Source organism: Pseudomonas sp. NPDC086581, from assembly GCF_044746165.1.
Lineage (GTDB): Bacteria > Pseudomonadota > Gammaproteobacteria > Pseudomonadales > Pseudomonadaceae > Pseudomonas.
In genome coordinates this window covers 180,155-193,832 of record NZ_JBIVBR010000012.1, presented here as the reverse complement: position 1 = coordinate 193,832, position 13,678 = coordinate 180,155, and the positions used below count along the sequence as shown (strand labels likewise).

General features: G+C 64.8%; 13 protein-coding genes. 7 read left to right on the top strand and 6 right to left on the bottom strand.

Annotation, left to right across the window (positions count from 1 at the left end; all coding sequences use genetic code 11):
• Positions 1–10: 10 nt before the first annotated feature.
• Positions 11–511, bottom strand: coding sequence for a thiol peroxidase (gene tpx / locus ACIPK7_RS23620; RefSeq protein ID WP_024762304.1), 501 nt, complete (start codon positions 509–511; stop codon positions 11–13).
• Positions 512–656: 145 nt separating this feature from the next.
• On the bottom strand, positions 657–941 hold the full coding sequence (locus ACIPK7_RS23615) for a hypothetical protein (RefSeq protein ID WP_401090536.1): 285 nt from the start codon (positions 939–941) through the stop codon (positions 657–659).
• A gap of 321 nt (positions 942–1,262) precedes the next feature.
• Here ACIPK7_RS23615 and ACIPK7_RS23610 point away from each other — a divergent pair, with 321 nt between their 5' ends.
• Positions 1,263–1,829: a hypothetical protein gene (locus tag ACIPK7_RS23610; protein WP_401090534.1), complete on the top strand. Its 567-nt coding sequence runs from the start codon at positions 1,263–1,265 to the stop codon at positions 1,827–1,829.
• Between the two features lie 71 nt (positions 1,830–1,900).
• On the opposite strand, the gene ACIPK7_RS23605 is transcribed toward ACIPK7_RS23610, so the two are convergent.
• From ACIPK7_RS23605 to ACIPK7_RS23595, 3 genes are all read right to left on the bottom strand, one after another.
• On the bottom strand, positions 1,901–2,290 hold the full coding sequence (locus tag ACIPK7_RS23605) for a VOC family protein (protein WP_401090533.1): 390 nt from the start codon (positions 2,288–2,290) through the stop codon (positions 1,901–1,903).
• A gap of 26 nt (positions 2,291–2,316) precedes the next feature.
• The gene (locus tag ACIPK7_RS23600; protein WP_192434678.1) at positions 2,317–2,817 is read right to left on the bottom strand and encodes a VOC family protein; all 501 of its coding nucleotides are present in this window, start codon (positions 2,815–2,817) and stop codon (positions 2,317–2,319) included.
• A 195-nt stretch (positions 2,818–3,012) separates the two neighbouring features.
• Positions 3,013–5,211: an OsmC domain/YcaO domain-containing protein gene (locus ACIPK7_RS23595; RefSeq protein ID WP_192434676.1), complete on the bottom strand. Its 2,199-nt coding sequence runs from the start codon at positions 5,209–5,211 to the stop codon at positions 3,013–3,015.
• 187 nt (positions 5,212–5,398) lie between these two features.
• Between ACIPK7_RS23595 and ACIPK7_RS23590 the strand changes: the two genes are divergently transcribed.
• Positions 5,399–6,634, top strand: coding sequence for an NAD(P)/FAD-dependent oxidoreductase (locus ACIPK7_RS23590; RefSeq protein ID WP_401090531.1), 1,236 nt, complete (start codon positions 5,399–5,401; stop codon positions 6,632–6,634).
• Between the two features lie 305 nt (positions 6,635–6,939).
• Positions 6,940–7,581 carry an HD domain-containing protein gene (locus ACIPK7_RS23585; protein ID WP_192434672.1) on the top strand — a complete coding sequence of 214 codons (642 nt, stop codon included), beginning with the start codon at positions 6,940–6,942 and terminating at the stop codon, positions 7,579–7,581.
• On the opposite strand, the gene ACIPK7_RS23580 is transcribed toward ACIPK7_RS23585, so the two are convergent.
• Complete coding sequence (locus ACIPK7_RS23580; protein WP_192434670.1) at positions 7,578–8,501, bottom strand: LysR family transcriptional regulator; 924 nt, start codon at positions 8,499–8,501, stop codon at positions 7,578–7,580. The two genes, ACIPK7_RS23585 and ACIPK7_RS23580, sit on opposite strands and share 4 nt — an antisense overlap.
• Before the next feature lie 128 nt (positions 8,502–8,629).
• Between ACIPK7_RS23580 and ACIPK7_RS23575 the strand changes: the two genes are divergently transcribed.
• From ACIPK7_RS23575 to ACIPK7_RS23560, 4 genes are all read left to right on the top strand, one after another.
• Complete coding sequence (locus ACIPK7_RS23575) at positions 8,630–9,388, top strand: SDR family NAD(P)-dependent oxidoreductase (protein ID WP_401090529.1); 759 nt, start codon at positions 8,630–8,632, stop codon at positions 9,386–9,388.
• Positions 9,389–9,857: 469 nt separating this feature from the next.
• Positions 9,858–10,601 carry a gluconate 2-dehydrogenase subunit 3 family protein gene (locus ACIPK7_RS23570; protein ID WP_192434666.1) on the top strand — a complete coding sequence of 248 codons (744 nt, stop codon included), beginning with the start codon at positions 9,858–9,860 and terminating at the stop codon, positions 10,599–10,601.
• Between the two features lie 5 nt (positions 10,602–10,606).
• A complete protein-coding gene (locus ACIPK7_RS23565) occupies positions 10,607–12,370 on the top strand; it encodes a GMC family oxidoreductase (protein WP_401090527.1) in 1,764 nt (587 codons plus the stop codon).
• Positions 12,367–13,593, top strand: a complete 1,227-nt coding sequence (locus tag ACIPK7_RS23560; protein WP_401090525.1) for a c-type cytochrome — start codon at positions 12,367–12,369, stop codon at positions 13,591–13,593. Before ACIPK7_RS23565 ends, ACIPK7_RS23560 begins: the two co-directional genes overlap by 4 nt.
• The last annotated feature ends 85 nt before the right edge of the window (positions 13,594–13,678 follow it).

Below are 13,678 nucleotides of genomic sequence, written 5' to 3'. Positions count from 1 at the left end.
GATCCTTCCATCAGGCCAGGGCGGCGATGGCGGCGGCGTAGTTCGGCTCGTCGGCGATCTCGCCTACCAGCTCGCTGTGCAGCACTTTGTTCTGCTCGTCCAGTACCACGACGGCGCGGGCAGCCAGACCAGCCAGGGGACCGTCGGCGATGGCCACGCCGTAGTTGGCGAGGAACTCGCGGCCACGCAGGGTGGACAGGTTCACCACGTTCTCCAGGCCTTCGGCGCCGCAGAAGCGCGCCTGAGCGAACGGCAGGTCAGCGGAGATGCACAGCACCACGGTGTTGGCCAGCTTGCTCGCTTCGGCGTTGAACTTGCGCACGGAGGTGGCGCAGGTCGGGGTGTCGACGCTGGGGAAGATGTTCAGCACCTTGCGCTTGCCGGCGTAGGTTTCCAGGGTGACGTCGGACAGGTTGCCGGCGACCAGCGACAGGGCCGGAGCCTGCTCGCCTTTCTGCGGCAGCTTGCCGTCGACGGAAACCGGGTTGCCCTTGAGGGTGACTTGAGCCATTGCATGGGTCCTTCTATGAGGGATGGCGACGCCGGCGGGGTGCCAACGGCGCAGGAGGATTCGGGGCCGTCGCAGATGCTAGCACGACTTTCCCGAGCTTAACGCTCGGGCATGCATCCGCTCTTTCCTCCTGCCCACACCCGGCTCAAACGAAGGGCTGCTCCTGGAACCCACGCGGCAGGCGCTGGCTGCCCGGCATGGCGGCCAGGCGTTTCTCCCAGAAGCTGCGCCAGTCGTTGTGCACGACTTCCGCGCGGGTCTTGCGCTGGGCGCGGCGCGCGGCGTTGCGCGCATCGCGGCGGGCTTCCTTGTAGACCTCGGTGTTGCGGCAGCTCCGGCATTTCACCCGGTTCAGTTCGCTGGTGGATTCCAGGTGCTTGCCGGCATGACCGCAGGCCAGGTGCCCCTTGACCTTGTAGTGAGTGACCATCGCAGATTCTCCTTGTCCGGCGAGCGCACCCTCGCCGCTTGGCGGTGCCACAGTCGGCAATCGGTGCGTACCCGGTGACTGCGGCGCTCAGGGAGTTGGACGAGCCGCTGCGCTTACGGGTTCGAAATTTCTGCTGCGGTAGCCGCCGATCAGCGCTTGGGCGCCGCGATAAGCCTTATGAAAAACCCTTCTCAGGACTGGCGGGAGCGGCACCGCCGGCTCCTCTAGCATTCACCCTGGCAGCCGCGCCCAGGCCTACCCTCTCCATCCACGGCAGCGGGCCACCAACACTTTTCAGACCGGAATCCCAAGAGGTCGAACATGCCCATCACAGGAACAGGCTGGGAACTTCACGTCATCCGGCACTCCGAACAACGCAGGCCATCGAATGGCAAACGCCGGACCGTCGGCACCTACCAGGTCTATCACGATGGCAAGGCACAGGACGGCACCGGGCTATCGGGGACCATTGCCGAAACGCGAGGGCCAGGTGCCAATGCACCCGAGAACAACAACCGGCGGATAGAAGCCGGTCGATACCCGCTGTATACCCAGGATGGCGCCAAGTACGTCACGAATGGCTACAAGGACAGCGAGAGTCCATCGGTCAAACCCAAACCCGGTCTGGAACTGAAGGACACGGGAGAACGAACGGAAATCCTCATCCACCCTGGCATCGGTTTTGTTGCCAGTGTGGGCTGTTTCAATCCCTGCACCAGCCTGCCCGACGATCAGGAGATGATTGATTACCTGCCCAGCCGTCGCCGGGTGATCGCCATCATCGACGACCTGCGCAAGTTCATTAAGGGATTCCCCGACAAGAATGGCCGGCGGATAGAGGGCGCCTTTGTCGTAGTCGATGGTGAACCCGAGCTCCCGGACCAGTAGCCTTCAACTGCCATCCCACCGATCCATCAGCGCGCCGGATACAGACCGCAGGTGAACAAGCACCCGCGCCGTCACTCCTCCAGGTGGCAGACGCAACACAGCTTGTTGCCATCCAGGTCGCGCACGTACGCGCCGTAGTAGGTCGGTGAGTAATTCAGGCGCAGGCCGGGCGGCCCTTCGTCGACGCCGCCCAGTTGCACGGCGCGGGCATGGAAGCTGTCGACCTGGTGCCGTGTACGCGCCTCGAAGGCCACCAGGCTGCCATTGCCGATGCTGGCCGGCCGGCCGTCGATGGGTTGGTACACGCAGAACACCACGTCGCTGTCCGGGTGGGCGAAGATCGCCCGCTCAGGCTCATGGCGATGCGCCTTGAGGACAATCCCCAGCGTGCCGAGCACCCTGCCGTAGAAGTCGATGGCACGCGGGAGGTCGTTGGTGCCAACCGTGATGTGGCTGAACATGCCGCGCCCTCCTCTGCCTGTGGGAATCAGTTGCCGGCGTGAGCGCGCTCGATGGCGGCCATGTCCAGCTTCTTCATGCCCATCACTGCCTGCAGCGTGCGGCTGGCCTTCTCCGGGTTCGGATCGGCGACCATGTCGCCGACGTGGCGCGGGCAGATCTGCCAGGACACCCCGTAGCGGTCCTTCAGCCAGCCGCAGATTTGCGCTTCCTCCGGACCACCGGCGCCAAGTTTGTCCCAGAAGTGGTCGATCTCCTTCTGGCTGTCGCACATCACCTGCAACGACAGGGCCTCGGTGAAATTGAAGGCCGGGCCGCCGTTAAGGGCGATGAAGGTCTGGCCGTCCAACACGAACTCCACCGTCAGCACCGAGCCGGGTTCGCCACCGTGGCGGTCCTTCTCGGCCTCGGGGTAATAGGCGGCCTGGACGATCCTCGAGTTGGGAAAGATGGCGACATAGAACTGGGCTGCTTCCTCGGCCTTGCCGTCGAACCACAGGCAGGGGGTGACGCGTTGCAGGCTGGACATGGTGAATCTCCTGATTTTCGCGCGGTCGGCTTGACCGGGCATGCAGCTTGGTCGCCTGGGCGACGGCGGAATCGACAAGTCTAGGCCGACTTTCGCGCTTTACCGGACGACCGGTCGAGCGGCATGCCGGGGCTGGCCGCGAGCAACGCAAATGAAAAAGGCACCCGTAGGTGCCTTTGCTGACCAACTGCCAGATCAGCGCGCCACGGCCCTGGCCCGAGCCTGGTGCAGCTTCTTGTAGCTTTCGATCAGGCGCAGGTGCTTGTCGAGGCCTTCGAGCTTCGTGCTGGTCGGCGTCAGCCCGTAGAAGCGCACGCTACCGCCCAGCGAACCCAACACCGCGTCCATACGCTCGTTGCCAAACATGCGGCGGAAGTTGGCCTCGAAGTCGGCCATTTCCAGTTCCTCGTCCAGGTGCACTTCCAGCGCCGCGCTGAGCGCCTGGTAGAACAGCCCGCGCTCGACGGTGTTGTCGTTGTACTGGAGGAACATCTCCACCTGTTCCTTGGCGGTTTCGAAGCGTTTCACCGCGAGGTTGATCAGCAGCTTGAGCTCGAGGATGGTTAGCTGGCCCCAGACGGTGTTGTCGTCGAACTCGATGCCGATCAGCGTGGTGATGTCGGTGTACTCGTCCACCTCGCAGGCTTCCAGGCGCTTGAGCAGCGACTTGAGGCGGACGATGTTGAGGCTGTGCAGGTTGAGGATGTCGGCGCGGAACGCCAGCGCCTTGTTGGTGTTGTCCCAGATGAGGTCTTCCACCGGGTAGATTTCCGAATAACCCGGCACCAGGATGCGGCAGGCGGTGGCGCCCAGGTGCTCGTACACGGCCATGTAGACCTCCTTGCCCTGCTCCTCGAGGATGCCGAACAGGGTCTGCGCTTCCTGCACGTTGGAATCGTCACCGTGGCCGGAGAAGTCCCACTCGACGAAGTCGTAATCGGCCTTGGAGCTGAAGAAGCGCCACGAGACCACGCCGCTGGAGTCGATGAAGTGCTCGACGAAGTTGTTCGGCTCGGTCAGCGCCTGGCTTTCGAAGGTCGGCCGCGGCAGGTCGTTGAGGCCTTCGAAGCTGCGGCCCTGAAGCAGCTCGGTGAGGCTCCGCTCCAGTGCCACTTCGAAGCTCGGGTGCGCGCCGAAGGAGGCGAACACGCCGCCGGTGCGCGGGTTCATCAGGGTCACGCACATCACCGGGAATTCGCCGCCCAGCGACGCATCCTTGACCAGCACCGGGAAGCCCTGTTCTTCCAGGCCCTTGATGCCGGCGGCGATGCCGGGATACTTGGCCAGCACCTCCTGCGGCACGTCCGGCAGCGCCAGTTCGCCTTCGAGGATTTCGCGCTTCACCGCGCGTTCGAAGATTTCCGACAGGCACTGCACCTGTGCCTCGGCCAGGGTGTTGCCGGCACTCATCCCGTTTGACAGGTAGAGGTTCTCGATCAGGTTGGACGGGAAGTACACCGTCTCGCCGTCGGATTGGCGCACGAACGGCAGCGAACAAATGCCGCGCTCGGTGTTGCCCGAGTTGGTGTCGTAGAGGTGCGAGCCGCGCAGCTCACCGTCCGGGTTGTAGATCTCCAGACAGTACTCGTCGAGGATTTCCTCCGGCAGCGCGTCCTTCGCGCCCGGCTTGAACCAGCGCTCGTCGGGGTAATGCACGAACGGCGCGTTGGCTATCTCCTCGCCCCAGTACTGGTCGTTGTAGAAGAAGTTGCAGTTCAGGCGCTCGATGAACTCGCCCAGCGCCGAGGCCAGCGCGCTTTCCTTGGTGGCGCCCTTGCCGTTGGTGAAGCACATCGGCGACTGCGCGTCGCGGATGTGCAGCGACCAGACATTGGGCACGATGTTGCGCCACGAGGCGATCTCGATCTTCATGCCCAGGCCGGCGAGGATTTCCGACATGTTGGCGATGGTCTGTTCCAGCGGCAGGTCCTTGCCCTGGATATAGGTGCTCGCGCCGGCGGCGGTGCTCGGCATCAGCAGCGCCTGGGCGTCGGCGTCGAGGTTCTCGACTTGCTCGATGATGAAGTCCGGACCGGTCTGCACCACCTTCTTCACCGTGCAGCGATCGATGGAGCGCAGGATGCCCTGGCGGTCCTTTTCGGAGATGTCCGCCGGCAGCTCCACCTGGATCTTGAAGATCTGCTTGTAGCGGTTCTCCGGGTCGACGATGTTGTTCTGCGACAGGCGGATATTGTCCGTGGGGATGTCGCGGGTCTGGCAGTAGAGCTTGACGAAGTAAGCCGCGCACAGCGCCGACGAGGCCAGGAAATAGTCGAACGGCCCCGGTGCCGAACCGTCGCCCTTGTAGCGGATGGGCTGGTCGGCAATCACCGTGAAGTCGTCGAACTTGGCTTCGAGTCGGAGGTTGTCGAGAAAATTGACCTTGATTTCCATGCAGGCATCACCACGAAAAAGTAGCGCGAAAAAGTAGAAAGCGAACGGGCCGGCATTATCCGGACAAAAGCGCCTCGGGGATATCCCGACGTGCCCGGCGCTGGTCGGGAAGCCCTGCTCTGGCGACACAGGCCCGGACGACGCCCGGTCGGGCGCGGGCAGCCGGCGCGGCCGCCCTTGGGGTAAGATGCGCGGCTTTTGCGCCGCCCAGGCGCTCGTCCACGAGGAATCCACCGTGCTCACCTCCCAGGTCATCATCATCGGCGCCGGCGCCGCGGGACTGATGTGCGCCATGAGCGCCGCCGCGCGCGGTCGTCAGGTCCTGCTGATCGACCACGCCAACAAGGCCGGCAAGAAGATCCTCATGTCCGGTGGCGGGCGCTGCAACTTCACCAACATGTATTGCGAGCCGGTCAACTTCCTCTCGCAGAACCCGCACTTCTGCAAGTCCGCGCTGGCGCGTTTCACCCAGTGGGACTTCATCGCCCTGGTGGCCAAGCACGGCGTGCCCTATCACGAGAAGAAGCTCGGCCAGCTGTTCTGCGATAACAAGTCCAGCGACATCCTCGGCCTGCTGCTGGATGAGTGCGAGCAGGTGGGCGTCGACCTGCGCCTGGACACCTCGGTGAGCGAGATTGCCCGTCTCGACGAAGGCGGCTACCAGTTGCAGACCAGCCTCGGCCTGGTGCGCTGCGAATCCCTGGTGATCGCCACCGGCGGCCTGTCCATCCCGACCCTCGGCGCCACCGGCTTCGGCTACCAGATCGCCCGCCAGTTCGGCCACAGCGTGCTGCCGACCCGCGCCGGCCTGGTGCCCTTCACCATTACCGATCCGCAGCTCAAGGCCCTATGCACCGAGCTGTCCGGCACCTCGGTGGAGGACTGCCGGGTAAGCTGCAACGGCCAGAGCTTTGTCGAGAACATCCTGTTCACCCACCGCGGCCTCAGCGGCCCGGCGATCCTGCAGATTTCCTCCTATTGGCAGCCCGGCGACACCATCAGCATCGACCTGCTGCCGCGCATCGACCTGCCCGTCTGGCTTGTCGAACAGCAGCGCGAGCGCCCCAACAGCGAGCTGAAGACGCTGCTGGGCGAGCTGTTCACCAAGAAGATGGCCGGTCTACTGGCCGAGCAATGGTTCGTCTCCAAACCGATGAAGCAGTACACGCCATCCGAGCTCAAGGCGATCGCCGAGCGCCTGGGCGACTGGCAACTGGTACCGGCCGGTACCGAGGGCTATCGCACGGCGGAAGTCACTCTGGGCGGCGTCGACACCCGCGAGGTATCGTCCAAGACCCTGGAATCGCTGAAGTCCCCCGGACTGTACTTCGTCGGCGAAGTGCTGGACGTCACCGGTCACTTGGGCGGCTTCAACTTCCAGTGGGCCTGGGCCTCAGGCTACGCGGCAGCGCAGTTCGTCTAGGCCCTGCTCCAGAGTTTCCCCGTAGGAGCGAGCTTGCTCGCGAACCGCCCAGCACTCCATTCAGGACCGTAGGGCGCATAACCCGAAACGGGTTATCCGCCGATTGCCCCGCGGCGGGTAACGCTGGCGCGTTGTGCGCCCTACGAGCCCGACTTCAGCCGTTACGGGCTCCCGGCAGCAAAAGATGCATGGCTGTCCGGATTCGCTCCCTCGCCCTCGTTGTCCTTCGGGGGCCGCGGATTTCCAATGACATGGAGCGCGACGCAGCCCGCGTCGCACCTTGGAATCCAGCCCCGGAGCCCGCCATGAGCCTCGACCTGAACGGCGTCAAAGTCCCCGACAGTACCCTCGCCAAGGCCATCACCGAGATGGTCCGCGACAACGCCACCCCGCTGCTCTTCCATCATTCCTCTCGCGTCTACTACTGGGGCGCACTGACCGGCGCGCGCAAGGAGTTGAAGTACGACGCCGAGCTGCTCTACGCCGGCGCGATGTTCCACGACATGGGCCTGATGCCACGCTACTGCAGCCAGTGCGAACGCTTCGAGGTGGATGGCGCCGACTGCGCGGCAGAGTTCCTGCGCAGCCACGGCATCGCCGAAAGCGATATCGACACGGTATGGACCGCCATCGCGCTGCACACCACGCCCGGAATCCCGCAACACATGAAACCGGAGATCGCGCTGGTCACCGCCGGGGTGGAAATGGATGTGCTGGGTATCGCCTACCCGCACTTCCCCGACGCCCAGCGTGACGCCGTGGTCGCCGCCCACCCGCGCGGCGGGCAGTTCAAGCAGGACATCCTGCAAGCCTTCTACGACGGCATCAAAGCCAAGCCGGAAACTACCTTCGGCAACGTCAAGGCCGACGTGCTGGCAATGAAGGATGCGGACTTCGTGCGCGGCAACTTCTGCGAAGTGATCCTGAATTCGGACTGGGCCAGCTAATCCCTGGCGTTTACGGGCGTGCCCAGCACTCCGGGCTCCCCCAGCAACTGCGCCAGCCACTGCATGAACGCCCGTACCCGCTGCGGCAGGCGGCGGTGGGCATAGAGCAGGGAAATTTCCATGGGCGGCAGCGGGATGTGCTCAAGTACCGCCACCAGCCGCCCCGCTTCCAAGTCATCCAGCACGCCATGGATCGGCACCTGGATGATCCCCAGTCCACCCATGGCCGCGCTTTCGTAGGCCTCGGCGTTGTTCACCGACAGTGCCCCGCCCATCGGCACGTAGCGCACCTCTTCGTTGTGCAGGTACTCGAAGCCCGGAGGCCGCGCGCCCAACACCGTCACGTAGTGGATCAGCTGGTGCTCGGCGAGGTCGTCCAGTGACTGCGGCACACCGTGCTTGGCGAGGTAGGACGGACTGGCGCAGGTTACCTGCGGGAACTGCCCGAGGCTGCGCGCCACCACCGACGGATCGTTCACCGAACCGACCCGCACCACGCAGTCGAAGCCCTCACGCACCAGGTCGACGCGGCGGTCGGTGCAGCTCACCTCCAGCTCCAGGGCCGGGTGCCGCGCGAGGAATTCGCCCAGGCGCGGCATCACCAGCTTGCGCGCCATCACTGTCGGCATGTCCACCCGCAGGCGGCCACCAAGGGCTTCGTCTTCCTGGCGGAACAGGCCGTGCAACTCGTCCAACTGGGCCAGCATGTCCTTGCTGCGCTCGTAGAGCACCAGCCCGTCCTGGGTCGCGGTGACACGCCGCGTGGTGCGCTGCAGCAGGCGCGTGCCGAGCAGCTCCTCCAGCGCCTGGATGTGCTCGGAGACGGTGGAGCGCGGCAGGCCGAGCTGCTCGCCGGCCTGGGTGAAGCTGGCCAGCTCAGTGACGCGGACGAAGGTGCGCAGCAGGTCGGGGCGGATCATGGGCGGCTCACTCACTGTTCGGTATTACCGACCAGTATTTCCGATTCTTGCCGGTTTATCACCAACCAATCGAACAATAAGCTTTCCCACAATCCCACCTGCTCTCCAACCCGCACAGGAGCTTTACCATGACCCGCAAGATCGCTCTCATCACCGGCGCCAGCCGTGGCCTTGGCCGCAACGCCGCCCTGCACCTCGCCGCTGCCGGCGTCGACATCATCGGTACTTTCCGCAGCCAGGCTGACGAAGCCCGCGCCGTCGCCGCCGAGATCGAGCAGCACGGCGGCCGCGCCGTGATGCTGCCCCTGGACGTGGCGGACAGCGCCAGCTTCGCTGCCTTCGCCGAGCAGATCCGCGCCACCCTGGGCGAAACCTTCGGCCGCCAGCACTTCGATTTCCTGGTGAACAACGCCGGCATCGGCCTGCATGCCAGCTTCGCCGAGACCACCGAGGAGCAGTTCGACCAGCTGATGAACATCCAGCTCAAGGGCCCGTTCTTCCTGACCCAGAAGCTGCTGCCGCTGATTGCCGACGGCGGCCGCATCCTTAATGTTTCCAGCGGCCTGACGCGCTTCTCGCTGCCCGGCTACGCCGCCTACGCCACCATGAAGGGTGCCATGGAAACCCTGACCAAATACCAGGCGAAGGAACTGGGCGCGCGCGGCATCGCGGTGAACATCCTCGCTCCCGGCGCCATCGAGACCGACTTCGGCGGCGGTGCGGTGCGCGACAACGCTCAGCTGAACCAGCAGATCGCCAGCAACACCGCCCTGGGCCGCGTCGGCCTGCCGGACGACATCGGCGCAGTGATCGCCGTCCTGCTCTCCGACGGAGGCCGCTGGATCAACGGCCAACGCGTGGAGGCCTCGGGCGGGATGTTCCTCTGATCCGCACCAAGGTGTGACCTTGGCGTAGGAGCGGGCTCCGTCCGGAATCGGTCCGCATCGCGGACGGAGTCCGCTCTTACCTGAATATCGTGCCGAGGCTTGCGCTCTCCCCCTTCAGGGAGTCGGAAATCCGAGGTACAGACTTTCAGAGGAAGACATTTGCTCCTACCTGTGTCGCCAGTCCGCGGCGCGTCTGGCTCGCGGACTCTCTCAAAATCCGCAATAAGTCTTTACCGCAAAAAAACCTGCAACATTCTGTAACGACCCCTAGTCTAAAAACGCGCGTGGAAAAGACGAACCGCAGATCTCGCCGTCGACGGCTGATCCGCAGGGCGCCCCTGAGGCGACTTCGCACCCCGCTCCACTCATCCGGCACAGGCCGGGAGTGCAGACCACCGTGAACCGACCCGGCGATATGCGTCCCTGCCTCCTCGACAACGAGCGAACCGCTATTGCCTCAGGAGCCGAAATGACCGAACACCCCAAGGGCTTCACCCGGCGCCAGCTGTTGAAGTCGTCCGCCGCGTCCCTGGCCGTCGGTGCTGCCAGCGCCCAGGCCGCCACCGTGATCGGCACGCCGAAATGGCTGCCCTTCGACCACAACGGCCCGCTGCACTACGACAGCCCCGGCTGGCAGTTCTTCACCGCCGAGGAGGCCAAGGAAGTCGAGGCGATCGTCGAGCAACTGATTCCCGCCGACGAGCTGAGCGTCAGCGGCAAGGACGCCGGCTGCGCGGTGTTCATCGACCGCCAGCTGGTGAGCGACTATGGCGACTCTGGCCGCCTGTACATGACCGGTCCCTTCACCCCCGGTACGCCCGCGCAGGCCGACCAGTCGCCACTGGTGCCGCGCGAGCGTTACCGCATCGGCCTCGCCGCACTGGGCAAGTATTGCCAGGCGCAGTTCCAGAAGCCCTTCAGCGCCCTGCCCGGCGAGCAGCGCAACCAGGTGCTCACCGACCTCGAGAAAGGCTCCATCAGCCTTGAAGGGATCGACGCCAGGATGTTCTTCCAGCAGGTCCTGAGCAACACCATGGAAGGCTTCTTCGCCGACCCGATCTACGGCGGCAACCGCGACATGGTGTCGTGGAAGATGCTCGGTTTCCCCGGCGCGCGTTACGACTACCGCGACTACATCGCGCTGCACAACCAGAAGCTGGACCTCGTGCCGCTCTCGATCATCGGCAGCTCCGCCTGGAACAAGAAGGGTTGAATCGCATGACCAGGAAACTACCTACCACCAACGTCGTGGTCGTCGGACTCGGCTGGGCGGGTTCGATCATCGCCCACGAACTCGCCGATACCGGGCTCAACGTCATCGGCTTCGAGCGCGGCCCCTGGCGCGACACGGCAAGCGACTTCAACGTCGCCTCCGCCGCCGACGAACTGCGTTACAACCGCCGCCAGGAACTGATGCTGCGCACCCGCCAGAACACCTGCACCATGCGCAACAAGGAAGCAGAAACCGCCCTGCCGATGCGCGTATGGGGCTCCTTCCACCCCGGCAACGGCACCGGCGGCGCGGGCAACCACTGGGCCGGCATCACCTTCCGCTTCCAGCCCGAGGAATTCCGCCTGGCCAGCCACCTGCAGGAGCGCTACGGCAAGGAAGTACCCGAAGAGCTGACCCTGCAGGACTGGGGCACCACCTGGGAAGAGATGGAGCCGCATTACGACGCCTTCGAGCGGCTGGCCGGCGTTTCCGGCAAAGCCGGCAACCTGGGCGGCAATATCGTCGAAGGCGGCAACCCCTTCGAAGGCCCGCGCTCGCGCGAATACCCCAATCCCCCCACCGCGCAGACCTACGCTCCGACCCTGTTCGCCGAGGCGGCGCGCAACCTGGGCTACAAGCCCTTCCCGGTGCCCTCTGCGCTGGCTTCCCAGGCCTACACCAACCAGCTGGGCGTGACCATGGGGCCCTGCACGTTCTGCGGTTTCTGCACCAACTACGGTTGCGCCAATTATTCCAAGGCCAGCGCCATCGTCAATGTCATGCCCGCGCTGATCCGCAAGCCCAACTTCACGGCGCGGACCAACTCCGAGGTGCTCAAGGTCACGCTGGATAGCACCGGCACCCGCGCCACCGGCATCATCTATGTCGACTCCAGCGGCGAGGAATGGGAACAGCCGGCGGATATCGTGGTGGTCGCCGCGTTCATCTTCGAAAACGTGCGCCTGATGCTGCTCTCCGGCATCGGCGAGCCCTACAACCCGATCGCCAACACCGGCACCACCGGGCGCAACTTCGCCTACCAGACCGCCAACAGCGTGCAGATGTTCTTCAAGGACAAGAACTTCAATCCCTTCATCGGCGGCGGCGCCATCGGCATGGGCATCGACGAGTTCAACAACGACAATTTCGACCACTCCGGGTTGGGCTTCGTTGGAGGCGGCAGCACCCGCGTGACGCCGATCGGCGCCGCCCCCATCGACTCGCGACCGACCCCGCCCGGAACTCCCGCCTGGGGTTCGCAGTGGAAGAAGGCCACGGTGGAGAACTACCTGAGCACCATGTCCATCGGCTGCGAAGCCAGCAGCTACACCACGCGCGGCAACTACCTGTCGCTGGACCCGAATTACAACGATCCCCATGGCCGACCGCTGCTACGCATCACCTTCGACTTTCCCGAGAACGACCTGCGCATGGCGCAGTACTGCACCGACAAGGTGGCCGAGATCGCCCGCAGCATGAACCCGCAGCAGATAATCCCCGCCCCGCGCAAAGGCCCCTGGTCCAATATTTCCTACCAGTCCTCGCACATCGTCGGCGGCTTCATCATGGGGGCCGATCCGAAGAACAGCTCGGTGAACAAGCACCTGCAGGTGTGGGGCGTGCCCAATCTGTTCGTGGTCGGCTCCTCGGCCTTTCCGCAGAACCCCGGCTACAACCCCACTGGCACGGTCGGCGCGCTGGCCTTCAAGGCAGCCGACGCGATCCGCCGGCTCTACCTCAAGCGCCCCGGGGAGATGATCAGCGTATGAAGACTCTCCTTCGCATCGGCACCCTCGCGCTGCTCGGCCTGAACCTGCAGCAGGCCTGCGCCGGAACAGGCGCGGACTCCTACAACCTGGTGGAAAAAGGCCGCTACCTCGCCGTGCTCGGCGACTGCACAGCCTGCCACACCGTGCCCGGCCAGGCGCCCTTTGCCGGTGGAGTGGCCATCGATACGCCGTTTGGCAAGCTGGTGGGCGCCAACATCACGCCGGATGCAGAAACCGGACTGGGCCGCTGGAGCTTCGACGACTTCCAGGCGGTGATGTCCACCGGCCACGGACGAAACGGCAAACGCCTTTACGGCGCCATGCCCTACACCGCATACACCAAGGTACGGCGCGAGGACAACCTGGCGCTCTGGGCCTACCTGCAAACCCTGGAGCCGGTGCGCAACCCGGTGGAAACCAACCAGCTGCCCTTCCCCTTCAGCGTGCGCACCAGCCTGATCGGCTGGAACTGGCTGAACTTCACCCAAGGCGAGTTCGTGCCCTCGCCAGACAAATCGCCGCAGTGGAACCGCGGCGCATACCTGGTGGAAGGCCTGGGCCACTGCGGTACCTGCCACACGCCGAAGAACCTGATCGGCGGCGACTATAACGACCGCTTCCTCGCTGGCGCCAACCTGCAGGGCTGGGTCGCCCCGGACATCACCGCCAACCCGCACAGCGGCATCGGCCAGTGGAGCATCGAGGACATCGTCCAGTACCTGAAGACCGGCGCCAACCGCTTCGATATCGCCTCCGGCCCCATGGCTGAAGCGGTGGAGAACTCCACGCAGCACTGGCAGGACGAAGACCTGCTGGCGGTGGCCGTGTACCTCAAGGATGGCGCGACAGATGAATCAGCACCGGCACCAGTGGCTGCCACCGACGCGGCGATGGTCGCGGGCAAGGCGATCTATGCCGACCGCTGTTCGGCTTGCCATGTAAGCAACGGGGCCGGAGTGAAGAACCTGTTCCCGACCCTCGCTGCCGCGCCGCTGGTCAACAACGACGATCCAACCTCGCTGATCCACGTAGTACTGGCCGGCAGCCGAGCGGGCGGCACCGATGCCGCGCCTACCTCACCCGCCATGCCGGCGTTCGCCTGGAACCTCGATGACGAGCACGTCGCCAATGTACTGACCTACGTGCGCAACACCTGGGGCAACGCCGCACCAGCGGTGACGGCCAGCCAGGTGGCGGATTTGCGCAAGGAGCTGGCGCAGTAGGTGGGACTCGCCCCGAAGTGGCAGCGTAGGGCGGATAGCGCTGGCGCGTTATCCGCCCTACGCATGTTGGAGCGGCGCGCGCTAC

Bases quoted from the DNA above. Each gene is read 5' to 3' on its own strand.
- ACIPK7_RS23590 (WP_401090531.1), top strand. From the start codon at position 5,399: ATGCGCGGCTTTTGCGCCGCCCAGGCGCTCGTCCACGAGGAATCCACC.
- ACIPK7_RS23605 (WP_401090533.1), bottom strand. From the start codon at position 2,290: ATGTTCAGCCACATCACGGTTGGCACCAACGACCTCCCGCGTGCCATC.
- ACIPK7_RS23615 (WP_401090536.1), bottom strand. From the start codon at position 941: ATGGTCACTCACTACAAGGTCAAGGGGCACCTGGCCTGCGGTCATGCC.
- tpx (WP_024762304.1), bottom strand. From the start codon at position 511: ATGGCTCAAGTCACCCTCAAGGGCAACCCGGTTTCCGTCGACGGCAAG.
- ACIPK7_RS23575 (WP_401090529.1), top strand. From the start codon at position 8,630: ATGACCCGCAAGATCGCTCTCATCACCGGCGCCAGCCGTGGCCTTGGC.
- ACIPK7_RS23600 (WP_192434678.1), bottom strand. From the start codon at position 2,817: ATGTCCAGCCTGCAACGCGTCACCCCCTGCCTGTGGTTCGACGGCAAG.
- ACIPK7_RS23560 (WP_401090525.1), top strand. From the start codon at position 12,367: ATGAAGACTCTCCTTCGCATCGGCACCCTCGCGCTGCTCGGCCTGAAC.
- ACIPK7_RS23585 (WP_192434672.1), top strand. From the start codon at position 6,940: ATGAGCCTCGACCTGAACGGCGTCAAAGTCCCCGACAGTACCCTCGCC.
- ACIPK7_RS23610 (WP_401090534.1), top strand. From the start codon at position 1,263: ATGCCCATCACAGGAACAGGCTGGGAACTTCACGTCATCCGGCACTCC.
- ACIPK7_RS23570 (WP_192434666.1), top strand. From the start codon at position 9,858: ATGACCGAACACCCCAAGGGCTTCACCCGGCGCCAGCTGTTGAAGTCG.
- ACIPK7_RS23565 (WP_401090527.1), top strand. From the start codon at position 10,607: ATGACCAGGAAACTACCTACCACCAACGTCGTGGTCGTCGGACTCGGC.
- ACIPK7_RS23595 (WP_192434676.1), bottom strand. From the start codon at position 5,211: ATGGAAATCAAGGTCAATTTTCTCGACAACCTCCGACTCGAAGCCAAG.
- ACIPK7_RS23580 (WP_192434670.1), bottom strand. From the start codon at position 8,501: ATGATCCGCCCCGACCTGCTGCGCACCTTCGTCCGCGTCACTGAGCTG.